Below are 22,201 nucleotides of genomic sequence, written 5' to 3' on the forward strand. Positions count from 1 at the left end.
TTGAAAATACAACGAGGAAATATATGGAAGCAACTAAAAATACGCTACAATTCCAACAAGCCATCCCAAACGACACCGCCCACCTCCGCTCCCTCGCCCATCAATCAGAGGCCCATTGGGGCTACGGCGAAGCATTTATGGACACCTTTGACCGCGCGTTCAACATCACCGAGCAATTTATCCGTGAAAATCCAGTCTATGTATCCTGGGATCACGAAAATGCCATTGCATTCTGGGGTTTAAAGCGGGACGGCGGCGGTTGGGAGCTGGAATATTTCTACATTTCTGCGCAGTGTCTGAGAAATGGTTGCGGAAAGCAGATGTGGAATCATCTGACGGATTGGTGCAGACGCCGGAGTATCCCGGAGTTCCATTTTGTCACCAGCCCCCAGGCCATTGGATTCTACGAGAAAATGGGCGCAAAGCAAGACGGAATGTGGCGGTCGTCCATTGACGGACGTTCGATACCGCATTTTGTTTACAATGATAATCAGCCCCATCCATCTAAAACATAAACGTTGAAAATCCGCAGCATAACCGCCAATCCGGTTGCGCTGCGGATTTTGCCGTCTCAAAATTAAAACGCGCTGAAGATATCGGCTATAATCCCCCACGTACCCGGAAACATTTCCGTGATCGCCCGTCTCACATCCCCGGAGCGAAAGCCCTGCTCAAATCGAAACACGATGTCCCCCGTCGCCCGGTCCCCGATGGCGATAGGGCCGTGGGCGTAACCGCCGGCTGCGATCTTCGAGGCAATGGCACAGCCGCCGATGGAATAGACGCCAAAGGCGCAGCCTCCCACGGCGAACAGCCCGATTGCCAGCCCGCCAAAGGCCAGCGAGCCCACTGACAATCCGCCAGCGGAGACTAAAAGTCCCAGTGAGAGGCCGCCCAGTGAGAACATACCCAGGGAACAGGCGCCAAAGGACAGAATACCCACGGCCAGCCCGCCGATAGCGATCACCCCCCGGGACAAGTTTCCTACGGCAATGATACCTCTGGCCCGGCGGGGGCCATGTCCGAGATTGATATGAACCAGAGGGGCTCCGAACAAGGTTCTTTTACTCTTATATTCGTAATGCCAGACAGCGGGCACACCGTTTATTTCCACGGCCCTATCGCCGTGGTTCTCCGCCGCATGCCCCACCAGCTCATCTACCGAAATCTGGAAATAGTCGCTGAGCTGTACCAGCTTTCCAAGCTCCGGCGTCGTGTCGCCCAGCTCCCATTTTGATACCGTCTGCCGTGTGACGCCCACGGCTGCCCCCAGTTGTTCCTGGGATAAGCCCTTTTGTTTTCTCAATTTGATAAGCCGCTCGCTGAATGCCGTCATTCGTGTCCTCCTCATAACTGATTTCAGAAGAAGTATAACAATTTCCAACCATAATTTCTACCAGGAAGGCCGGGAAAACTGTCAACTGAAGTTAACATTGGCGTTTGGAAGTGAATTTTGCGTTGAATTTCAACATAATCTCCCATATAATTAGGATCATATAAGAGCAGCACGGCTGATACAGGCAGAGGAAACGGAGGTGTGAGGAATGAAGCAGTATGAATACAAATTTGTCAAATCCAAACTTAAAGTGGGATTTGATTATGACAAAAAAGTGGCGGATATGGAAGCGGAGTGGAACGAGCTGGGCTCCCAGGGGTGGAAATTCTGCACATGGGCAAATGATGTGATGGTGTTTATGAGGGAGCGCCAGTGACTGAACCGAAGCCGGGAGGGGAGAACAAATGAACTACGAGGACTACATTGAGCAGGGGTTAAACGGCGAGGCTCCGTTAAAGCTGATTATGCGTGGAAGCATCCAAAATTCAGGCAATGAAAAGGTGGGGGTGGTGTCGGTGGCATACGCCACCCTGGACAAAAAACTGGCGGAGAGCAAAATAAGGGAGCTGGCGGCTGAAAATCCCAGCCATTACTATATGGTGTACAGCGTCCCGCTGGATGTGGACCTTACAACCCTGTCCCATTATCCGTCTATCGCGATATCAGGAGACGATTTGAAGGATTGAGGTGACAAACTATAAATAGTCAAGAGGATTTTGAAAAAATTTTCCTTTAGTAAAAATGGGTAACTTTAATAGACCATCTGAATGCAGTGTATTTCAGATGGGAAAAGGGTTATTTATGTAAGTAGCTATCTGAGCTTCAGCGCGTTAAAGTCTACCCCCTGCCTCTCCAATGCATAGATGACTCTAACAAGCTTCTTCGCCACATGGGTGACAGCAACCCTGTGTGGCTTGCCTTCTCCTCGTTTTTTGGCATAGTAAGCAGCAAATGTCATATCGAAACGGATTAGAGGAAGGCAGCAATTAATAAGGACATACCGGAGCTGAGACGAGCCGTGTTTCACCATCCGCCCTCCGTGTGATTCGGTTCCAGAATCGTTTATACCGGGTTCAATACCTGCAAATGCGAGCATCTGGGCCGGTGTTGAAAAGTTTGATATATCTCCGTATTCCGAATAAATGACGGCGGCAGATATAGGCCCGATGCCGGGAACAGACATATAGTGAGGATGCACTTCCTCGATCAGCCGGTTGATTTCCTTTTCAAGTGTGTCAATCTCTTTTATGAGAGACTTATATAGGGCAAGCAGGCTGTTCAGTTCCACATCAAAGATGGAGTTGTTTACGCCGACCGTATTGGCAGCAAGCTCCTTTAACCGAATGAACTGCTGGGGAGAAAATTTTCCTCTTGACAGGGAGCGTAGCTTCTCATAGGCTGCAGAATTCATTTTTACCATTTTTTCAGCAGAACCATAGTTTTCAAGAAGATAGAGAGCAGTCTTGGATAAGCGCTCATGAAAAAACGGCTTGAATTCAGGGAATGTGTGATCCAAGACATTTGTGATTTTCACAAGATAAAAAGAGCGCTGGCGAATGAGCCGATCTCTTAAACGTGTTAGTGACTTTAAGGAATAAGAGTGGTAAAATCCTTTTGAATGGGGTTTGTATTCAACAGTCATTAACCACCGAGCTATTGATTCGCAGTCAACAGAGTCGGTTTTGGTACGCCTGAGAGATGTGGATTTCTTGTATTCCTTGATAAGAAGTGGATTAATTTCCATGAAGCTGTGGTGGGCATTTTCAAGGAAGAGTTCAAGATTGAGGGCATAGTGTGCTGTTGATTCAAACCCTATTTTTATGTTATCTGGATTGGAGAGGGAATTAAAAACAGTAAGCAACTGTTCAAAGCCAGCTTTATCATTTTTAACGGTAAGTTTTGAAACAATCTTTTGATCAACTGCCGATATAATACAGCAATCGTGTTTGTACTTGGAAATATCAATTCCGACAAAGTACATGGCCATAGAGTAATACCTCCTGATAAAAATATTTTGAGCACTGTTGTCTTCCACAGGGAATTCGGCTGTGTAATCACGTAAATAGAAACGTCAGGCGTTAACAAACTGATTAACAGTAATAGACGAAAAGCTGTGGTCTGAGTCACCTCGGAACAGTCAAAGCTGTAAAAAGATAGGTACAGATCCACAGTGCCAAAGTAAATATATCAGATAAGGATTGAATAACCCAGTAGAACCTGGGAGAAAGGAAAATCCAATCACTTTCTAATATGATTGGATTATACGTAATAAGAGGAAGGTGATTCAATGAAAGAAATTGAGTTGGCCAAGATAATTGAACAGATGGTTCCGCAGTTATATTTGCTGGACCACCCGATCCGCCCGAATTGGGGAACGCTTTTAGATTTGATAATAAACGGCCGGAAATTTTATTATATCACGTATAATACAGGCAGAAAGGGTGGGCCAATCAGGGACCTTTTCGAATTTATTGAGGAAAATTCCCGTTGTTTCTGCGAGTTGGACCTAAACAGTGGGGAATTGGAACGAAAATGCGTGGAGAGAGAGATCGCTACAAAATGGCTGGAGATCAAGACCTCCATCAGCCAAAGGGAATGGGGTAAAATTTTAGATCATATTGGTAAAATGCAGAATCGTACCTATGAGAATCTTCCCATTGTCAAAAATATAATTATTGATCCGGAAGCCACGGGCTATTTGGATTTTTCCGAGGCCAGTGAAATGAAATTGATTGATGTGATGGGCGGGTCGAACTACGTCTATTTTATAGCCGACAAGGAGTTCCGGATTGCTGATTATAAAGAAGTCAGCTGGAATGAAATCAGCGATAAACCCGATTATTCTTCTGTCCCTAACTTTTTGCGGCCGTTTACCAGCGTGATGAAAGCAGGACAGGTGGGCATTGCGCTAACGCGTACAGGCGATGTGATCATATACAATGAGGAGCCATTCAATCATGATCAAATGATTATTTCCATTCGGAAAGGCGATATCACGGTTTATCAGGGCAATATGGTAAAGAACTTATTCCGGGATGTTTTGAAAGCTGCGTACAATGTGGCCTGCAATCTATTTGATATATGCTGGGATATAAGCTACAGAAGGCATGGCGCATTGATCGTGCTTGTGCTGGATGATGATTACGAGAAGCACATCGTAAACCGGGAAAGCATATTGGGACACTCGGAAGCCATGGGGATTCGGAAACATTTAGCTGCGGCAATCGAACGGATATCATTGTTAAACAGGGGGCAAATTGCAGGGAGAAATACATTTTTGGAATTGTCCTCTGTGGACGGCGCGGTAATATTGGAACCTCATACAGGACAAGTTAAAGCGTTCGGTTCTATTATTGAAACGGCGGCATCCGTCCATGGTATTTCCGGGGCGAGAACAACTGCCGCTGAATCGGCCATTAGCTATGAAAATATGCAGCCCATCAAAATAAGCAGCGACGGGGATATCACGCTGTACCGGAAGATAACGGATCTGGATACCGGTGAGGAGATAACCCTCCAATATAAATTTTATTAAATCAAAGAGGAAAAAGTCAAACTATGCACAATCATTTCATAACATCCGACAACCACCCCTTCACCTGCGGCCTTTACGGCGGCAGCTTCAACCCGCCTCACCTGGGCCATGTCCGCTGTATCCTGGAGGCGGCAAGCCGCTGCCGGACGCTGATTCTCGTGATCAGCAGCGGGAGCCGCAGGGAGGAGATCGACGTCCGGGTGCGCTACCGGTGGATTTACCGGCTGACCAGCCATCTGGCCCATGTGAAGCTTTTTATTTTGGAGGACGACGCCGGAAGCAAGGAAGCCTACACCGAAGAATACTGGCAGCAGGACGCGGACAAAGTGAAGGCATTTGCCGGTCAGCCAATCGACGCCGTTTTCTGCGGCAGCGACTACGGGGAGGACAGCTTCTGGTCCCGCTGTTACCCTCAGGCCCAGCTGATCATCCTGCCCAGAAACGGCATGTCGTCCACCGAACTGCGGGCGGATATTTACGGGCACTGGGACTGGCTCCCCAATGTTGTGAAGCCCTATTATGTGAAAAAAGTGCTGATCATCGGCGGGGAGAGCACCGGAAAATCCACACTCACCGTCAACCTGGCCAATTACTACAATACAAACTATCTGGAGGAGGTGGGCCGGGACATCTCGGAGCGCTCCGGCACGGATCTTTTGATGATCCCGGAGGATTTTACCGACATCCTGCTGCAGCACAAGACGAGGGAGTTGGAGGCGGTTGAGCGCAGCAATCGGGTGCTCTTTGAGGACACGGACTGCCTGACCACCCTGTTTTATATCGGATTTCTGGAAGGAAGGGAAAAGGAGAAAAATGCCGCCCTGGCCCAGGCCATCGCAGGGCTGAACCGCTATGATCTGATCCTGTTTCTGGAGCCGGATGTGGAATTTGTCCAGGACGGGGGAAGAAGCCCGGTGATCGCCGCGGACCGTCAGAAGTACAGCGAGCAGATTCAGGAGATTTACCACAGCCTTGGCTTTGAATATGAGGTGATACGCGGGGATTATAAGCAGCGGTTTGACCGGGCGGTGGAGTTGGTGGATCGTATGCTGGGAAACGTAAATGAAAGAGAGGCAGATCATGCTTAAAAAAATCAAGTCCAGCCTCACCCCCTTCCAATGGTTCGAGGTTCTGGCGGTGACTGGCTTTACCATCTATTTTGCAGCCATTGACCGGGAAAGCTCCTGGTGGTATCTTTTGATCAGTTCGGCGGCGGCTATCTGCGGCATCTTCTGTGTGGTGCTCTGTGCGGCTGGGAAAAAATCCCAATATTACTGGGGATTTGTGAACATAACCGCCTATATTGTGGTGGCCTGGTACAGCCGCTATTACGGGGAAGTGATGCTGAACGCCCTGTATTACCTGCCAACCCAGTTTGTGGGAATGTATTTCTGGAACAAGCATTACAGCCAGACCACGGGCATTGTAAAATGTAAGAAAATGAAGCCAAACCTCACAGCGGTTCTGGTGGCCGCGTCGGCGGTCTGTATCTGGCTCTACCACATTTTCCTGTCCAGGCTGGGAGGAAACGCCACCTGGCTGGACAGCGCCAGCACGACCTTTTCCGTGATCGCCAACGCCCTGATGGTACTCCGGTACCGGGAACAATGGCTGCTGTGGATCATTGTGGATGTGGTGACCGTGATCATGTGGGTCCTGGCAGGGGATTGGATTATGACGACCATGTGGTCCGTCTACCTGTTGAACGCCTGTTATGGTATGATCACCTGGACGCGGATGAACCGGATGGAAAATGCGGTTAATGAATAGGGTGGAGGTTTCCTTGCCAAGGAAATGAAACCACGATGAATGGCGGTACGCTCCGTTAAGGGGGAACGTATCGCCGTTTTTTTTGTGGGGAGATCAGAACGAGGAAAGCGTTACATTTTCCCCCATTTGTTGCTATTCACCCCATTCTTTGCTATAATTATGTTATTTGGTATATGAACATAACGTCTGATGAAAAAAGTCCGGGACGGCTGGTCCGTACGCGCGAAACTGTCCGGCGCGGTGGTACAGATCGGAAACGCCGCGGGCTTTAAGAGAGGGACAAAGGATGACAAAAAATTATAGAAACGCTCTGCTTGCGGCTGCTTTGGCGGGACTGCTTTTATCCGGCTGCGGGCGCGTTGATTCCCCCAATGAACTGCAGCTGGCTCCCACAGAACCGGATAAGATTGTGATCAACCTGTTTACCTCCATTGAATCGTCGGAAACGTCCAGTTCCAGCCTTTACCGGGACCTGATCGCCGATTACAACGCCCAGAGCGGCGACGTTGAAATACGGGTCAGCGGGCTGTCCACGGCGGACGGCTACAATGAGGCGCTGGAAAACCGGTTGGATAACGGAAAAGATGTGGACCTGTTTATCGTCAACGCGGACACGGTCAAGGCGCTCAATGCGAAGGGCTTTTTTTATGATCTCTCGGACCAGCCCGTGTTTCAGGAGCTGAATGAGTCGGCCAGGAAGCAGGCCATTGTGAAAGGGACGGCCTACTGCCTTCCCACCAAAATGACGGCTTACGGCCTTTATGTCAATGAAGGGCTTTTGCGGGAATACGGCCTGGAGCCGCCTGAGGACGCGGAGGAATTTTTATACTGTTGCCAGGTCCTCAAGGAAAACGGAATTACGCCCATCGGCATCAACCGGTGGTACGCCATGACGGTATTTGCCATGGCCCGGGGGCTCTACCCCATTTACCAGGCCGAGAATACGGACGAGATCATCGCGGGGCTCAACGACGGCAGCATTAAAATCAGCGAATACATGCTGGAGGGCTTCCGGTTCTTTAAGGAGCTGGTGGACAAAGGGTATTACGGGGACAATCTGACCGTGGAGGGGGTGGACGCCATCCGAGCCGACACCACCGATTGGGAAGGATTCAGGGACGGCAAAGTCGCCTTTGTGGTATTTCCCGCAGGTAAGGAAGAAGATATTGAGCGGGAGGTCCCGGATATGGACTTCATCCAGCAGGGCATCCCGGCCCTGCCGGACGGCACCATAAGCCTGCCGTCCATTGGCACCCGCATCTGCGTCAACGCCAGGGGCGCCCATGTGCCGGAGTCCCTGGAGGTATTGGAGTATCTGACCACCCATAAGAAAAACGAGCTGAACAACGGTGCAAGCAGCATTCTGCCGGTTTTCGAACATGAGGAATTTGACCTGGATCCCAGGCTGCAGGCGCTTTACGACGACGCCTGCTCGCCGGGACAGATTCCCATCGAGGACATGTCGCTCTGCTTTGACTATTGGGGCACAACACGGACTTTATGTCTGGAAATGATCGGCGGGGCGACGCCGGAGGAAGCGGCGGCAAGCTACGACCGCATACAGCTTGAGGCGGTCGCAGGAGCGCAGTGATTGAAAGGGAGGTAGTCGTGTTGAAGCAGGCAAATCAAAAAAGACATCGATACCGGAACACGGCGCTTTTGATTATGATTGCCGCCTCCTGCATCGGCGCGTTTCTGATGGGCGCAGAGGCGATCCGGAGCATCCGCTCCAATGTGCGCAGCACCACGGTCCAGGTGATCCGGGAAATTACCAACAGCAAAAGCCAGATGCTCACGGCGATTTTAAACGATACGGAGCGGGATCTACGCGGCCTGGCCGCTTCCCTGGATGCCTCGATGGACATTTCCTCAGCCACCGCCCTGTTGGAGCGATTTGAGAACGATCACACAGTCAGCGGCCTGACCGTGATAGACCGCGGGGGACAGGCGCTGTACGGGCCGGAGAACGCGCATCTGTTAAAAGGGATTCCGGAGGAGTTTGCCGCAAAGGTGGCGGTGGACGGTTTTGAAATGTCGGATCCCCTGATTGATGAGAACGGCGGCCGCAGGGTGCTGTTTGGAACCGCGCTTACCGGCGGCAGGATTCTCTACGCCAGCATCCCAGCCGCGTCCATGCAGAAGGCCTGCGGAGAGACCACATATCTGGGGGAAGGGTACAGCTATATTCTGGGGCGGGACGGCAAAATTGTCATACCGCCGGTCCGATACAATTACGAACAGGTCTACGAAGATATCGGACATCTGCTGATTTACGCGGACAACCCTTCGGACCGGGTGGGGGAGTTTATCGAGGCGCTCAATTCCGGGTCCACCGGGTCCGTGGTTTTTCAGATCGACGGCCAGGAGCAGCTCTTTTGCTTTGAACCCGTGTATGAGAAACGGGGCTGGCAGCTTGTCACGGTTGTGCCGCTGCGCGAGGTGGAGAAGGACGGAGCCCAGATCGTTTCCACGGCCATGGCGATGGCAACGGTGATTATCGGCGTTGTGGTCGCGGCGTTGACGGCAGGTTCCTATTTCTATTGGTCCATGCAGCGCAGGCAGCAGGAAAATGACCGTTTCCTGTTAGACATTTATCAGGCTATATCGGAAAATACGGATACAGTGATTTTTATACTCAACGCCAGGAGCGCCGTGCCGGATTATGTGTTTGAGAACAGCGGCAGAATACTGGGTATCCCTGCGGAAGAGTTTTTAGAACAGGAACCGCAGCAGGCGAAGGACAGCGCCTTTCGGAGCAGACTCCAGGCGATCCTGGAGGAGCCCTGGCCGCCGGAGGGCTGCACGCGGGAGGTACATACCTATAACGAACGCCTTCACCGCGATATGTGGCTGAAAATACTGGTCTGTCCCTTCATTTTGGGAGATGAGAAGAAATGCATCTACGCGGTCACGGATGTGACCCAGGAGCACAACGACCGGGAGAAGATCGCGGCCGCGGTTGTGGCGGCGGAGCAGGCCAACGCGGCAAAGAGCAGCTTTTTCTCCAGCATGTCCCATGACATGCGTACGCCGATGAACGGCATCGTGGGCATGACCGCCATTGCCAAGCGCTGTCTGGGCGACCCGGACCGGGTGCTGGACTGCCTCAATAAGATCGATTTCTCCTCCCGGCATCTGCTCAGCCTCATCAACGACGTGCTGGATATGAGTAAAATTGAGAGCGGTAAGCTGGCGCTGGTCAGCGAACCCTTTGACCTCGGGGAACTGCTTCAGGGGCTTGAGGCGATCCTGCGGCCTCAATGTGAATCCAAGGGGCAGACCCTGACCTTTACCGTGAAGATCAGCCACTCCAGGCTGATGGGCGACACGCTGCGCCTGAATCAGATTTTCATGAATCTGCTGTCAAACGCAGTGAAATTCACACAGGAAGGCGGGTCCATTTCCTTCACCGCACAGGAGCGGGAGCAGCGCGGAAAATCTCCCACCTTCCGGTTTACAGTTGCGGACAATGGAATCGGAATCGCTCCGGAAGCCCAGAAGATCATTTTCACCCCCTTTGAGCGGGTGTCCGACAGGTTGGTCCACCGAATTGAGGGCACCGGCCTGGGGCTGGCCATCACCAAAAACCTGATCTCCGCCATGGGAGGCCAGATCACCTTAAAGAGCGCTCCGGGCCGTGGCTCTGCGTTTACGGTGGACCTGGATCTGCCCCTGCAGGAGGGCGAGCTGCCGCCCGTTCCGGTTTCCGAGGAAGTCACCCTGGACGAGAACTCGTTTGCCGGCAGAAGATTTCTTCTGGCCGAGGACAATGCGATCAACCAGGAGATCGCGGTGGAACTTCTGACCGCGTACGGCGCGAAAGTCGAGACAAGGGACGACGGAAAGCAGGCGTTTGAAGCCTTTGCGGCCTCGGCGGAGGGCTATTACGATGCCGTGCTGATGGACATACAGATGCCGGTCATGAACGGATACGAGGCGGCCGGAAGAATCCGGGCCTGCGGCCATCCACAGGCCAAAAGTATCCCGATCATCGCAATGACGGCGAACGTATTTGCCGAGGACGTCCTGGCGGCCCGAAACGCGGGAATGGACGCACACATTGCCAAACCCATCGATCTGACGAAGCTGTATCAGGCGCTGAAGGAGAAAATGGACGCGGTGGATTAATGGAATATGGTATGGAAAAAGGCGCGGTATCCTCTGTCGGGGGATGCCGCGCTTTTGGCGTTTTATGGCGGGGTGGAGCTTTGGGGCGGGGAGCGTTTGGCGGACGGAATCAAAAAGAGCAACATTTCTTGGAAAATGAGCAAAACAGGCCGGGCGGAAACAATGGTATAGTTAACCCAGAAACAAAACACGAAAGCGGATGAACGGTCTGTAACGCGGCCCTTTCACCGTCAATCAATAAAAAGGGAGTGCGAAGATATGGGGGCTATACAGTTAAGAAATGTGAAAAAGAAGTTCGGCAGCGACGTTGTGATTGAAAATCTGAATCTGGACATTGCGGACGGTTCTTTCACCGTTTTGGTGGGGCCGTCGGGCTGCGGCAAATCCACCACCCTGCGGATGATCACCGGGCTGGACGAGCCCACCTCCGGGGACATTTACATCGACGATCACAAGATCAACGACCTGACACCCGGCAAGCGGGACATCGCTATGGTGTTCCAGAACTACGCTCTGTATCCCACCATGACGGTGCGGGAGAACATCGAGTTCGGCCTGGAAAATAAAAAGGTTCCCAAAGAGGAGCGCAAAAAGCGAGTGTCTGAGATCTGTGAGATCGTGGGACTCACCGAGTACCTGGACCGGAAGCCCTCCACTCTTTCCGGCGGCCAGCGCCAGAGAGTGGCCCTGGCCAGAGCCATGGTCAAGCAGCCCAAGGTATTCCTGATGGACGAACCGCTCTCCAACCTGGACGCCAAACTGAGAGGCCAGATGCGCGTGGAGCTGATCAGCCTGCACAAGAAGCTGGGAACCACCTTCGTCTACGTGACCCACGACCAGGTGGAGGCCATGTCCATGGCGGACGACATCGTGCTGATGAAGGACGGCTACATTGTCCAGCAGTCCAATCCCAGGGAATTGTACAACAATCCCAACTGCATTTACGCCGCCCAGTTCATCGGCACTCCGCAGATGAACGTGGTGGACAATATTCTGCCCCAGGGTATGAAGCTGGGCTTCCGGCCTGAGAAAATGTACCTCCAGGAGATTCCCGAGGAGCACATTCTAATCCGCGCGGACATCGTAACCAAAGAAATGCTGGGCGCGGAGACGATTTACTCCCTGGACAGCCGTTACGGACGCCTTACCGCCAAGTCAGAGCACGAAGCGGAGGACGACAAGATGCTGAGCCTGTCGGTGCCGTTTTCCGCAATGTACCTCTTTGACCAGGAAGGGAAGCGGATTCCGATGGAAGAAAACCACAGACAGATGATCCGGGAAAAATTCACAGAGCAGGGGGTGTAGGCCGTGAATAAGAAGAAAATAAGCGCCAGCGAGAAGCGCGACCGGCTCCTGGGTTTTGTGACGGCCATGCCTGCCATGGTTTTGCTGTTTATTTTTACCGTGTATCCGGTATTTTACCTGCTGTACTACTCCATGTTTTCCGGCAGCCTGATTTCCACCAAAAAGACCTTTGTGGGCCTGGACAACTACAAGGAGCTGTTCGTCTCCGAGACCTTCCACAAGGTTCTGATGAATACGGTGGTCTACACTGTGCTTTTCGTGGTTCTGACCATGGTGCTGGCAGTGATCATCGCCGTGTGGCTCAACGGTTCCAAGCACAAGAAGTTAAACAGCGCGGTGGAGGGATTTATCTTTACGCCCCATGTCATTTCCATGGTTTCGGTCTCCATCGTATTTCTTTGGCTGATGGACCCGGACACCGGATTTTTAAACATGGTGATCACAAAGCTGGGCGGGTCTAAGTTCCCGTTCCTCTCAAGCCCGTCCACGGCCATGTTTTCCCTGGTGCTGGTGATGGTGTGGAAGAGCGTGGGATATTACGTGCTGTTAATCATGGCGGCGCTTCAGACCGTTCCCACCAGCATCTACGAGGCCGCGGAGCTGGACGACACGCCCAAGATCCGGACATTTTTCAAGATCACTCTGCCTATGATTTCGCCGACCATCCTGTTCACCTCCGTTGTGGCGTCCATCGCATCCTTCAAGATCTTTGACTCCGTAAACGTTATGACCCAGGGCGGTCCGGTGGATTCCACCAATACGCTGGTTTACTACATTTATTCCTTTGCGTTCCGCTACGGAAAGCCGGGAATGGCCTGTGCGGCGGGCGTGGTGCTGCTGGTTCTGGTCTGCATCATGACCTATGTCCAGTTCGGCGCAGGAAAGAAAAAAGTACATTACCAGTAAGGGAGGGAAAACGTCATGCAGGAGAGCAATTCATCGATTGTGTTGAGAAAAGTCGGACGGGGGTTGAACGTCTGTTTAAAATTGTTTATCATTGTGATCATCGCATTTCCTTTTTACTGGATGGTCAGCACGTCCTTAAAGGACTACACCGAGGCGCTGCAATTTCCGCCCACGCTGTTTCCCAACAGCGTTCACTGGGAAAACTACGCCCATGTGTTTGAGATCGTACCCATCGCGCTGTATTTCAGGAACTCCGTGATTGTCAGCATCTTTGTGCTGGTGCTCCAGTACCTGATTATCGTGCCTGCGGCTTACAGCTTCGCCCGCCACGAGTATTTCGGCAAAAACCTGTTTTTTGGGATCGTGCTTCTGGGACTGATGATTCCCCAGCAGATTACCTTCCTGCCGGTGTACTTCATGTTCAGTAAAATGAAGCTGTTAAAAACCTTTGTACCACTTATTTTACCATTTATTTCCAATCCGTTCGGAATCTTTATGCTGCGCCAGTATTTCATGCAGATTCCACAGGAGGTAATCGAAGCGGCCAGGCTGGACGACGCCAGCAACATGAAGATCATGTTCAAGGTGATGATGCCCATGGCCAAACCGGCTTTAATCACCATCGGGCTGCTGTCCTTCATCTCTACCTGGAACAGCTACTTCTGGCCGTTGATTATGACCTCCAGCGAGACCTTCCGGACGCTGCCCGTGGGAATCGCAGCGCTCAAATCCTCTGAAACCCTTCAGATGTGGCATATTATCATGGCCGGCAACGTGGTCCTGGTGCTGCCCATTCTGCTGGTATATATGTTTGCAAGCAAGAAAATCCGCAATTCCTTTGTTTACTCCGGTATCAAATAAGGAAAACGGGAGAGAAAACGCCGCCGCTCAGGAGGAAAGCTAAAATCCGGCATTCCGGCCCGGCGGCCCGCAAAATCGAATAAAATTGCAAAAAGGGGAAAAGAGTGAAAAATAAAGTGGATTTTGGGGCGCACTTATATAAGGGTTCATAAAACCCCTGATTTTGCGATTGTTTGACAATAGAATAAAGATTAGTTATCGTTGCGCTTCACTAACTTAGAACTATCGTAACCAAGACTTTCAAGATAGGCAAAAACATTGTTTTCATTCAGAACAACACGCTCTACATGGTTTTGAGGCTTCATCAATTCCTCATAGTCAGCAGGGGTAAAAGGTTTCTTTTCCGAGACCATATGGTAAATACAGACCATCATCATTCTTGCGATGGCAATGATTGCTTTCTTATGGCCACGACGCTTTTTGATTCGCCCATATTTGATTGCAAAATAAGGCTGCTTTTTGTTTTTGATTGCGGCAAGGGCACACTGTACCATCATCGGTTTCAAGTAAGCGCCTGCTTTGGCAATTCGGACAGATTTTTTCTTACCTGCGGATTCATTGTTGGAAGGAGAAAGTCCACACCAGGAACAGAGGTGTTTGGCATCATCAAAAATGTTCATGTCAACGCCTGTTTCTGCGAGAACAATGGTGGAACTTAACTCTGTCATGCCGGGCATGGTGCTGACAAATTCCACAAACTCATAATAAGGTTTGATACGGACATAGAGTTCCACTTCGGTCTGGGTAATCATACCGTCAAGATATTCCAGATGGCCAAGGGCCAGTTCCAGTTTTTTTGCCTGGTCTGTTTCAATGTTGCAGCCTCTGATTGCTTCGATGATTTCATCAGACTTGGCTTTGGCCCCTTTTTTTATCAGTTTTCGGACAGCCTTTTCGTCAATGGAATCAGCGGTATGCTCCAGCAGATAAGACATGATTTCGGTTGCTGTTTTGCCGAAAGGGTCAGAAAGCACGCTGGCAATGCCGACATTGGAAACGGTCATACAGTTCTGGATGCGGTTCTTCTTAGAGGATTTCATGCAGACCAGCTTAAAGCGGTATCTGGCAAGTTCCCGGAGCTGGCGGAAATCCTTGGGAGGGATAAAGGAACATCTGACAAGGTCAAATTTGTAGAGGTCGGCAATCCATTTTGAATCCTTTTTGTCCGTTTTCTTGCCTTTGATAGCTTTGACATATTTGGGATGTGTAAGGCAGACCTCTATGTCCTTTTCGAGATAATTAAAAATAGGAATCCAATACTTTCCTGTGGATTCCATACAAACGTGATAACAATTATTCTCGATAAGCCAGTTGTGAAACTTTTGAATATCCGAGTTGATGGTTGAAAAGGATTTTTGCCTGTATTCGGATACTCCGTCCCTGTTAGTGATTACGATGGTTGCAACGATAACATTTTTGTGGACGTCAAGCCCACAGCAGATGGGGTATTTTAACTTCATCATAAGTATCACCACCTTATAAAAAGGAATAGCAACAGTGACTGTCATCCTGTGACTGAATAAACATGGTTTATTACCAATGATAAGAGTCCGGGCTCAAAGTCCCACTTGTTTGTGCTTGAAAGGATGACGGCACATATAATGATACGGGGTCGGAATAAATTCGCCACTCCTCCTTCCGTGCTCTGTAGTGTATTGCTATTCCCTACAGGGATTATAAATCAAATAGTGGAGAGGTACAACATTTTTTCATAACTTGTTTGTGCCTTGAGCGAAGCGAAAGGAATGACAAAAATGATGAAAAAGAAATTGTTTGTATTATCGGTTGATTCCTTGTTTTTCAATGATGTAGAATGGCTGAAGGACTGTCCGAATCTGTACGGGATCTACAAGCGCGGCAGCGTGGTACAGAAAATGAAGTCCACCTACCCGGCTATGACCTACGTGGCCCACTCGACCATGATGACGGGCTGCCACCAGGAGAAGCACGGAATCTACCACAACGAGAAGGTGGAGGTGGGCGTGGCCCATCCGGCCTGGCACTGGTACCGGCGGGAGCTGGGGACCGACACCATTTTCGACGCGGCCAAAGCGGGCGGCTACACCTGCTCGGTCATCAACTGGCCGGTGACCGGAGGAGACCCCAGTATCGATTACCTGGTGCCTGAGATCTGGTCCGACGATCCAAAGGGCGACTCCAGGCCAAGGTTCCTCACCGTCTGCTCCCCGGGGATGGAAAAGCTCTTCGACAAATACGGCCACATGCTGCGCTGGAAATACCAGCCGGAGCTGGATGATTTCGGAGTGGCCTGTTTAAAAGAGATTCTTCGGGATCATCAGCCGGACGTAATCATGCTCCACCTCTCCTATCTGGATCACGCCCGCCACAATTTCGGAGGATTTGCGCCGGAGGCCAAACACGCCCTGATGGAGTGCGACCGGAAGATCGGCGAGTTGATGGAGATTCTGAGAGAGCAGGGCGTTCTGGACCAGACCAATTTCTGCGTCATGGGCGACCACGGCCACCTGCCGGTCAAGCAGGTATTTAACCCCAATATTCTGCTGGTCCGGGAGGGACTGATCCAGCTGGACGAGGCGGGTATGGTGAAGGATTACAAGTGTTACATCCACTCCGCAGGGCTGTCGGCCCACGTGGTGTTAAAAGACCCTGAGGACCAGGAGACGCGGGCCAAAGTGGAAGCCCTTCTGAAGACCTGGGTCGAAAACGAAGCCTACGGTTGTGAGCAGATTTTAAACAAAGACCAGATGGCGGAACACCATTTGGCAGGCCCCTTCGACTATGTCATCGAGGGCCGTCTGGGAACTTCATTTGGAAATAACTGTAAAGGCGAACTGATCTGTCCCACGGATAATTCCGATTACAAGCTGTCCGTATCCGCCCACGGGCATCTGCCGGAGAAAGGGCCTCAGCCCATATTCTTCGCAGCCGGCCCGGACATCCGGGAGGGCGTGGTGATCGAGCGGGGAGAACTGATCGACGAGGCCCCCACCTACGCGGCTATACTGGGCGTGGAGATGCCCTGGGCCCAGGGGAAGGCGATGAGAGAAATCCTGAAGCAGGATTCTTGATAGAGGAAAATTCTACCTGTGCAAACGCTCAGGGGAAAATAAAGGAGGAAAAAGAAGAGATGAGGAAAAAACTAAGTATTGTATTGGCAGCAGCGATTGCGGCGGGCTCCCTGGCGGGCTGCGGCGGTTCGGGAACCACGGAGACAAAGGACACAGCGGCTGCAAACAGCTCCGCGCAGGCTGGTTCCGAAGCGGGGGCGAAGGAGGAAGCGGCGCCTTCCGGCGACAAGATCAACATTGAGTTCTGGCACTGCATGGGATCGTCCAACGGCGAGCTGATCCAGGAGATCACTAACTCGTTTAACGAGTCCCAGGACAAGATTTTCGTAAAGGCCGTGCACCAGGGTTCCTACACAGACGCTGGAACCAAGATGCAGGCAGCCCTGGCAGCCGGAGAAGCTCCCGTTCTGGCTCAGATGGAGATCGGCATGCTGGGAATCTTTGCGGACGCGGAGCAGCTGGTGGATTTACAGAAATTTGTGGATGCGGAAGGGTATGACATTGGCGACTTTATGCCCGGTCTGCTGGACTGCTCCTACTACAACGGCGAGCTGGTGGCGTTACCCCACTCCAGAAGCGTGCCGGTGCTGTACTACAACAAAGACCGCTTTAAGGACGCCGGGCTGGACGAGAATCAGCCGCCGGTGACCTGGGATGATTTGAGAGCGGATGCTAAAGTGCTGACAGCAGACGGAACCTACGGTTATTCCTGCCCCCTTGACCAGTGGTATTACATGGCGCTGGTAATGAATGCGGGCGGCCTGATCTTTAACGAGGCGGGCGACGGCATCGGATTTGCCGGAGAGAGCGGAGCCAAGCCCCTGCACCTGTGGCAGGAAATGATCGCCGAGGGAACCATGCACGTGCCGTCCGGCCAGGATTACAACTCCTCCGAGGCATGCAGAAATGCATTCGCAGGGGGCACGGCGGCTATGATCATGCAGAGCAGCGCACAGTTAAAGGGCCTGGAGAAAACCTGTGAGTTTGAAGTGGGTGTGGGCGCGATTCCCAAGGATACCACGTTGTCCTATCCGGCGGGCGGTTCCAACCTGCTGATGTTTAAGGGGCATACAGACGAGGAAGAGGCAGCAGGCTGGGAGTTCCTGAAGTTTATGACGAATACGGAAAATGCGGTCAAATGGGCGAACGGAACCGGTTATCTGCCCACCAGAAATAGCTGCATGGAGTCTGAGGAATATAAGAAGATGGTAGAAGAGGATCCCAACCTTCAGATCATTGTGGATCAGGTGGAGTATAGCACTTACAGGATTCCGTTTATTCCGCAGTATCAGGAAGCGAAAGAAATTTTTGCGAATGAGATTCAGAAGTGTATTTTAGAGGATAATTATAGCCCGGAGCAGGCTGTGGCGGGAATGGAGGAGAGAGTGGGGAAATTGTTTAAGTAGGATGGAGTGAAAGAGACGCGTGCGCGGGTTTGAGGTGATCGCGACGTGAGCGGCAGGGGGGCGGGGACGGAGGCTCCGGGCTCCGCGGTTTGAGGGACTAAGGCCCCAGAAACCGGAAAAGACGGGCACCGCTCCGAGCTCCGGCGCCGGCCTTATGCCGGCCCCTCCGCCTCCGCTTTGCTCCGGGCTTTGAGAGCCCTGCGCAATCCCGCCTTTTCCGGTCCCTGGGACCTAAGTCCCTCTAAACCGCTCCACAGTCGCCTCCATCCCCGCCCCCCTGCCGCTCACTCCCTGACGTCTGTGACGCGCACGCTGGCGTTTCAGGGAGTGGGAGGGCGGGGGAAAATAAAAACGTCTTTGGCCGTTAGTGTACTGAGGTATGAAAGTATAATGACGGGCGGAGGCGTTTTTTGATGCATAGGGGGAGGGGATTTGGTGAACCCCTGTAGTTTTGCGGGAGGGGTGATTATTTTGGCGGTTTGCCGCCGATGTCTTTTCGGTATTCTGCGGGGGTGCAGCCCTCGTGTTCGAGGAAGAGTTTGGTAAAGTGGCTTTGGCTGTAATATCCACAGGCGGTGGTGATTTCCTTGACGGACAGGCGGGTGGAGAGGAGGAGTTCTTTGGCGCGGCTGAGGCGTAGCTGGGTGACGTAATCGTTGTAGCGGATTCCCAGGGTACTCTTTAATAGGTTGGTGATGTGGTTGGCGGAGAGGCCGAAGCGTTCGGACAGCTCTGCGGTGGAGAGGTTTTCCGCGTAGTGTTCCTGGATGAAGCGGATGATGGACTGGGCTTTGGAGTCCTGGTCCGAGCCGCTCACGAATTCCCTGGCGGCCTGGGCCAGTTGTTCTTTTAATGCGGCTGCGTCCGGAGGGATTTCTACGGGGCGGTCCAGGGTCAGGGAAAGGAAAACGCACAGGTTTTCCTGGTGCTTTTGCAGCTCTTCATGCCGGTAAAACTGGTTTACGATCAGCTCCGAACAGTTGGAAAATGCGGTGTAGTCCCTGGCGGTAAAGGCGGCCCGCCATTCCAGGCAGGTCCGGCAGAAATCCAGCTTGACCGGGCTTACGTCCATGAGCGGGGTCAGGTAGTAAAAGCTTCCAAGGCCCAGAAGCACCCGCAGGCAGGAACGGTCCATCAGGGAGGTCAGGGAGGCTTTCAATTCGCCGGGATCACTGGTGATGGAGGCGGCGAAGCAGGTGAGCCCCTTCGGGTAGGGGAAGGCGGAGAGGCTGCGGTACATTTCCAGCAGATAGTCGGATTTCTCTGAAAAGCACAGGAGCATCAGACCATGCTCGGTGAACACGCTCACCAGGTGGCCGCCGTAGGACTGAAACGGGGCCTGGATCTGTTCCGGGGAAATGCCGCCGGCATCCACATTGACCATCATCAGACCGCAGTAATGGCCTGCAAATTCGTTGAAATAGCTCTCCCTCCGGTTCAGGGTGCTCTCCAGCCAGTTGCGGAACACGTTCTTTTTGTGCTCCAAGTTCAAAAGGACCTGGCTTCGGGCGGCTTCCACCGTTTCACGGATGGTCTTTAAGTCCAGGGGTTTCATCAGGTAATCGTCGACCTTGAGCTTGATCGCCTGTTTGGCGTACTCAAATTCATCGAATCCGGTCATGATGTAATAGCGTGTGAAGGGCGCGATCTCCCTGGCCTGACGGATGGCTTCCAGACCCGATGGGCCGGGCATTTTAATGTCCACAAAGGCCAGGGCGAATTCGCGTTCCCCGAGGGCGTCCAGCATCTGATGGCCGTTGTATGCATGAAAAACAGTCTCCTCACCGGAGCAGGTGTGGATCAGCTTTTCGATGGAAATGTGGATTAAAGGTTCGTCGTCTACAACTAATATGTTCATAAGCAATCACCGCCTGTTAAGTGTTTAAGACTGGTCCGCCGGGGTTTGGTCCGGGATTACCAGGGCCTGAATAGTGGTGTCCGCCACCCGGTAGATATACAGGCGGACGTCGGGATTCCAAATGTGAATCCGGGTTTCCACATTTTTAATTCCGATGGAATCCGGCGAATTCAGCTGTTCCGGTGTAAATCCCACCCCATTGTCTTCAATGATGATATATAGGGTGCCCTGGTTCCGATGGATGTCAATGCACAGGGAACAGGGCGTTTCACTGGGTTCGATGCCGTGTATCACCGCATTTTCCACCAGGGGCTGCAACAGGAGCTTGGGAATGCAGAGGGGGCGCAGGCTGTCGTTGCAGTGGATTTCGTAAGAGAGGCGGTTGCCGAACCGCAGCAGGCAGAGGGAGCAGTAGTCCTCCAGGAAATCCAGCTCCTTTCCGATGGTGGTGCTGTTGTCCTTGCTTAACACGTACCGCAGCAGATGGGCAAAGGAGTAAAACGCGTCGTTTAAGGTTTCCTGCTCCCCGATCTGGTTTAAGGTGATAAAGCTATAGATGGTGTTGATGATAAAATGGGGCTGGATCTGGGACTGCAGGGCCTGAAGCTGTAGGTTTTTCTGGGCAATGGACAGCTCATATTCATTTTTGATTTTTTCCTGGAGCTGGTGGGCCATGGTGTTGATGGAGGCGCCGATTTCATTGAACTCCCGGACCGGCAGAGGCTGGCAGCGGGAGGTGAGATTTCCCTCCTCCAGCTCTTTTAAGGTGGATTTAATGTGGTAGGTGGGGGCTTTGATCCAACGGTTTCCCTTGCGGAACAGGATGTAGGCGATGCAGACTCCGGTTACATAGCACAGCAGTGTTGCCAGCATAAACCGGGTGATCTGATCTTTGATATAGGTGTTGGACAACAGCACGTGTACGGTCAGGGGATAGTTGTCCAGCCGCTGGGAGTAGTTGCTCCAGGTGTTGTGCCCGAAGGAAAGCGTATGTCCGGACAGGGAATCCACCAGAGCCTGATCCACCCGGGTGTTGGAGTAAATCAGCTGGCCGTCGTCGTTGGTGAAGAGAATCATCAGGGGCGAGGCGCTGGTGAGACTGGAAAACAGATTCTCCAGGGCGTCGGTTTTAAGGTTGACCATGATGATATTGTCCTGTTCCGGGGAAAAGATATTGTTCAGCTTTCGGGAAATGTAAAAGCTGCCGGTGTCGATGAATTCCTGGGACGGATCCTGCTCGTCCTGGGGCACGATGGCGATCCGGCCCTGCTGCTCCATGGCTTCCAGGTACCACTGGCGGGAGGTTAAGGGATTGACGGTGGGCAGGTACTGGTACCAGTCCGTGGAATTGAAGTACAGAACCTTCTCGTCGGACATGACCACCAGGTCCCCGAAGTCCTCCCGGGAATAGGTGGTCAGCTGAAGCAGCTGGCCGATTTCCTTGCTGACCTGGTTCTGCTCATAAGGAGTCAGGTCGTCCATGGAGGACCTTGACTGAAAGTAGGAGTGGTAGTAGGGGGCTTTGGTGATATTGTCGATATCGTTGATGTACTTGGTGATATAGGCGGAGATCAGCTTCATGTTATTGACCGCCTGATTGTTGATCTCGCGGTACTGACGGCTGCTGAACAGGTAGGAGACCAGGCAGCTGACCAGGATCATGGGAAGCATAAAGCTGATAATGAAGCTGGAGAACAGCTTTCGGGAGAGGGACGCTGTCTTGAATGTGTTCATGGGGGACTGCCTTTCATCGTTGTGTCGTTATTACGCATTGCCGGCAGCTGAAGGCTGTCGATCAGAGATACGTTTTTTAATTATACTTTGTCACCAGCCGCCAGGCTGATGATAAGCAATACGTTTCCTTGATTATACTTTGTCACCAGCCGCCAGGCTGATGATAAGCATTGCATTTCCTTAATTATACCAAATGGGGGTGGGCTTATCAAGGAATTGTGGCATATGCCATCGGTCGAAAAGTGCAGGATAATGTCGAAATGAACAAAAACAAAGCTGGTTTCAACTGCGAACCTATGGTATATTTATATC

19 protein-coding genes are annotated in these 22,201 nt (G+C 52.0%); 14 read left to right on the forward strand and 5 right to left on the reverse strand.

Annotation, left to right across the window (positions count from 1 at the left end):
- The first annotated feature begins 23 nt into the window (after nucleotides 1-23).
- The gene (locus ACK2JC_RS20575) at nucleotides 24-515 is read left to right on the forward strand and encodes a GNAT family N-acetyltransferase (protein ID WP_178621367.1); all 492 of its coding nucleotides are present in this window, start codon (nucleotides 24-26) and stop codon (nucleotides 513-515) included.
- 62 nt (nucleotides 516-577) lie between these two features.
- On the opposite strand, the gene ACK2JC_RS20580 is transcribed toward ACK2JC_RS20575, so the two are convergent.
- Nucleotides 578-1,336, reverse strand: a complete 759-nt coding sequence (locus ACK2JC_RS20580; protein WP_320937740.1) for a helix-turn-helix transcriptional regulator — start codon at nucleotides 1,334-1,336, stop codon at nucleotides 578-580.
- 208 nt (nucleotides 1,337-1,544) lie between these two features.
- Between ACK2JC_RS20580 and ACK2JC_RS20585 the strand changes: the two genes are divergently transcribed.
- Together ACK2JC_RS20585 and ACK2JC_RS20590 are read left to right on the forward strand one after the other, a co-directional pair.
- On the forward strand, nucleotides 1,545-1,712 hold the full coding sequence (locus tag ACK2JC_RS20585; protein ID WP_164468343.1) for a DUF4177 domain-containing protein: 168 nt from the start codon (nucleotides 1,545-1,547) through the stop codon (nucleotides 1,710-1,712).
- Between the two features lie 28 nt (nucleotides 1,713-1,740).
- The gene (locus ACK2JC_RS20590; protein ID WP_320937739.1) at nucleotides 1,741-2,022 is read left to right on the forward strand and encodes a hypothetical protein; all 282 of its coding nucleotides are present in this window, start codon (nucleotides 1,741-1,743) and stop codon (nucleotides 2,020-2,022) included.
- A gap of 125 nt (nucleotides 2,023-2,147) precedes the next feature.
- On the opposite strand, the gene ACK2JC_RS20595 is transcribed toward ACK2JC_RS20590, so the two are convergent.
- Nucleotides 2,148-3,323 (reverse strand): IS110 family transposase, encoded by a 1,176-nt coding sequence (locus ACK2JC_RS20595; protein WP_368272759.1) that lies wholly within the window; start codon nucleotides 3,321-3,323, stop codon nucleotides 2,148-2,150.
- A gap of 300 nt (nucleotides 3,324-3,623) precedes the next feature.
- On the opposite strand from ACK2JC_RS20595, the gene ACK2JC_RS20600 reads away from it, so the two are divergent.
- The 9 genes from ACK2JC_RS20600 (at nucleotide 3,624) to ACK2JC_RS20640 (ending at nucleotide 13,841) form a co-directional block, all read left to right on the forward strand.
- Complete coding sequence (locus ACK2JC_RS20600; protein WP_368272396.1) at nucleotides 3,624-4,871, forward strand: hypothetical protein; 1,248 nt, start codon at nucleotides 3,624-3,626, stop codon at nucleotides 4,869-4,871.
- Between the two features lie 23 nt (nucleotides 4,872-4,894).
- A complete protein-coding gene (locus ACK2JC_RS20605) occupies nucleotides 4,895-5,959 on the forward strand; it encodes an AAA family ATPase (RefSeq protein WP_368272394.1) in 1,065 nt (354 codons plus the stop codon).
- Nucleotides 5,952-6,641, forward strand: a complete 690-nt coding sequence (pnuC, locus tag ACK2JC_RS20610) for a nicotinamide riboside transporter PnuC (RefSeq protein ID WP_320937799.1) — start codon at nucleotides 5,952-5,954, stop codon at nucleotides 6,639-6,641. Before ACK2JC_RS20605 ends, pnuC begins: the two co-directional genes overlap by 8 nt.
- A gap of 286 nt (nucleotides 6,642-6,927) precedes the next feature.
- Nucleotides 6,928-8,232: an ABC transporter substrate-binding protein gene (locus tag ACK2JC_RS20615; protein WP_276952484.1), complete on the forward strand. Its 1,305-nt coding sequence runs from the start codon at nucleotides 6,928-6,930 to the stop codon at nucleotides 8,230-8,232.
- Nucleotides 8,233-8,252: 20 nt separating this feature from the next.
- A complete protein-coding gene (locus ACK2JC_RS20620; RefSeq protein WP_368272392.1) occupies nucleotides 8,253-10,769 on the forward strand; it encodes an ATP-binding protein in 2,517 nt (838 codons plus the stop codon).
- Nucleotides 10,770-10,775: 6 nt separating this feature from the next.
- Entirely contained in the window at nucleotides 10,776-10,940 is a 165-nt protein-coding gene (locus ACK2JC_RS20625) for a hypothetical protein (RefSeq protein ID WP_368272390.1), read from the forward strand.
- A gap of 87 nt (nucleotides 10,941-11,027) precedes the next feature.
- Nucleotides 11,028-12,074 (forward strand): ABC transporter ATP-binding protein, encoded by a 1,047-nt coding sequence (locus ACK2JC_RS20630; RefSeq protein ID WP_276850428.1) that lies wholly within the window; start codon nucleotides 11,028-11,030, stop codon nucleotides 12,072-12,074.
- A gap of 3 nt (nucleotides 12,075-12,077) precedes the next feature.
- Nucleotides 12,078-12,980: a carbohydrate ABC transporter permease gene (locus ACK2JC_RS20635; protein ID WP_118756041.1), complete on the forward strand. Its 903-nt coding sequence runs from the start codon at nucleotides 12,078-12,080 to the stop codon at nucleotides 12,978-12,980.
- A 15-nt stretch (nucleotides 12,981-12,995) separates the two neighbouring features.
- Nucleotides 12,996-13,841 carry a carbohydrate ABC transporter permease gene (locus ACK2JC_RS20640; protein ID WP_227167952.1) on the forward strand — a complete coding sequence of 282 codons (846 nt, stop codon included), beginning with the start codon at nucleotides 12,996-12,998 and terminating at the stop codon, nucleotides 13,839-13,841.
- 191 nt (nucleotides 13,842-14,032) lie between these two features.
- On the opposite strand, the gene ACK2JC_RS20645 is transcribed toward ACK2JC_RS20640, so the two are convergent.
- Complete coding sequence (locus ACK2JC_RS20645; protein WP_411337726.1) at nucleotides 14,033-15,304, reverse strand: IS110 family transposase; 1,272 nt, start codon at nucleotides 15,302-15,304, stop codon at nucleotides 14,033-14,035.
- Nucleotides 15,305-15,595: 291 nt separating this feature from the next.
- Between ACK2JC_RS20645 and ACK2JC_RS20650 the strand changes: the two genes are divergently transcribed.
- Together ACK2JC_RS20650 and ACK2JC_RS20655 are read left to right on the forward strand one after the other, a co-directional pair.
- A complete protein-coding gene (locus ACK2JC_RS20650) occupies nucleotides 15,596-16,891 on the forward strand; it encodes an alkaline phosphatase family protein (RefSeq protein WP_368271338.1) in 1,296 nt (431 codons plus the stop codon).
- A gap of 59 nt (nucleotides 16,892-16,950) precedes the next feature.
- Nucleotides 16,951-18,297 (forward strand): ABC transporter substrate-binding protein, encoded by a 1,347-nt coding sequence (locus ACK2JC_RS20655; protein ID WP_118756038.1) that lies wholly within the window; start codon nucleotides 16,951-16,953, stop codon nucleotides 18,295-18,297.
- 466 nt (nucleotides 18,298-18,763) lie between these two features.
- Here the strand turns inward: ACK2JC_RS20655 and ACK2JC_RS20660 are convergent, their stop codons facing one another.
- Together ACK2JC_RS20660 and ACK2JC_RS20665 are read right to left on the reverse strand one after the other, a co-directional pair.
- Nucleotides 18,764-20,155, reverse strand: coding sequence for a helix-turn-helix domain-containing protein (locus tag ACK2JC_RS20660; RefSeq protein ID WP_320938342.1), 1,392 nt, complete (start codon nucleotides 20,153-20,155; stop codon nucleotides 18,764-18,766).
- A 24-nt stretch (nucleotides 20,156-20,179) separates the two neighbouring features.
- Nucleotides 20,180-21,889, reverse strand: coding sequence for a sensor histidine kinase (locus ACK2JC_RS20665; protein WP_320938343.1), 1,710 nt, complete (start codon nucleotides 21,887-21,889; stop codon nucleotides 20,180-20,182).
- Between the last annotated feature and the right edge of the window lie 312 nt (nucleotides 21,890-22,201).

The organism is Enterocloster lavalensis (assembly GCF_046603895.1).
GTDB classification, from domain to species: domain Bacteria; phylum Bacillota; class Clostridia; order Lachnospirales; family Lachnospiraceae; genus Enterocloster; species Enterocloster lavalensis.

Excerpts from the sequence above, each read along its gene's own strand:
- ACK2JC_RS20575 (WP_178621367.1), top strand. The coding sequence starts at position 24 with ATGGAAGCAACTAAAAATACGCTACAATTCCAACAAGCCATCCCAAAC.
- ACK2JC_RS20580 (WP_320937740.1), bottom strand. The coding sequence starts at position 1,336 with ATGACGGCATTCAGCGAGCGGCTTATCAAATTGAGAAAACAAAAGGGC.
- ACK2JC_RS20585 (WP_164468343.1), top strand. The coding sequence starts at position 1,545 with ATGAAGCAGTATGAATACAAATTTGTCAAATCCAAACTTAAAGTGGGA.
- ACK2JC_RS20590 (WP_320937739.1), top strand. The coding sequence starts at position 1,741 with ATGAACTACGAGGACTACATTGAGCAGGGGTTAAACGGCGAGGCTCCG.
- ACK2JC_RS20595 (WP_368272759.1), bottom strand. The coding sequence starts at position 3,323 with ATGGCCATGTACTTTGTCGGAATTGATATTTCCAAGTACAAACACGAT.
- ACK2JC_RS20600 (WP_368272396.1), top strand. The coding sequence starts at position 3,624 with ATGAAAGAAATTGAGTTGGCCAAGATAATTGAACAGATGGTTCCGCAG.
- ACK2JC_RS20605 (WP_368272394.1), top strand. The coding sequence starts at position 4,895 with ATGCACAATCATTTCATAACATCCGACAACCACCCCTTCACCTGCGGC.
- pnuC (WP_320937799.1), top strand. The coding sequence starts at position 5,952 with ATGCTTAAAAAAATCAAGTCCAGCCTCACCCCCTTCCAATGGTTCGAG.
- ACK2JC_RS20615 (WP_276952484.1), top strand. The coding sequence starts at position 6,928 with ATGACAAAAAATTATAGAAACGCTCTGCTTGCGGCTGCTTTGGCGGGA.
- ACK2JC_RS20625 (WP_368272390.1), top strand. The coding sequence starts at position 10,776 with ATGGTATGGAAAAAGGCGCGGTATCCTCTGTCGGGGGATGCCGCGCTT.
- ACK2JC_RS20630 (WP_276850428.1), top strand. The coding sequence starts at position 11,028 with ATGGGGGCTATACAGTTAAGAAATGTGAAAAAGAAGTTCGGCAGCGAC.
- ACK2JC_RS20640 (WP_227167952.1), top strand. The coding sequence starts at position 12,996 with ATGCAGGAGAGCAATTCATCGATTGTGTTGAGAAAAGTCGGACGGGGG.
- ACK2JC_RS20645 (WP_411337726.1), bottom strand. The coding sequence starts at position 15,304 with ATGATGAAGTTAAAATACCCCATCTGCTGTGGGCTTGACGTCCACAAA.
- ACK2JC_RS20650 (WP_368271338.1), top strand. The coding sequence starts at position 15,596 with ATGATGAAAAAGAAATTGTTTGTATTATCGGTTGATTCCTTGTTTTTC.
- ACK2JC_RS20655 (WP_118756038.1), top strand. The coding sequence starts at position 16,951 with ATGAGGAAAAAACTAAGTATTGTATTGGCAGCAGCGATTGCGGCGGGC.
- ACK2JC_RS20660 (WP_320938342.1), bottom strand. The coding sequence starts at position 20,155 with ATGAACATATTAGTTGTAGACGACGAACCTTTAATCCACATTTCCATC.
- ACK2JC_RS20665 (WP_320938343.1), bottom strand. The coding sequence starts at position 21,889 with ATGAACACATTCAAGACAGCGTCCCTCTCCCGAAAGCTGTTCTCCAGC.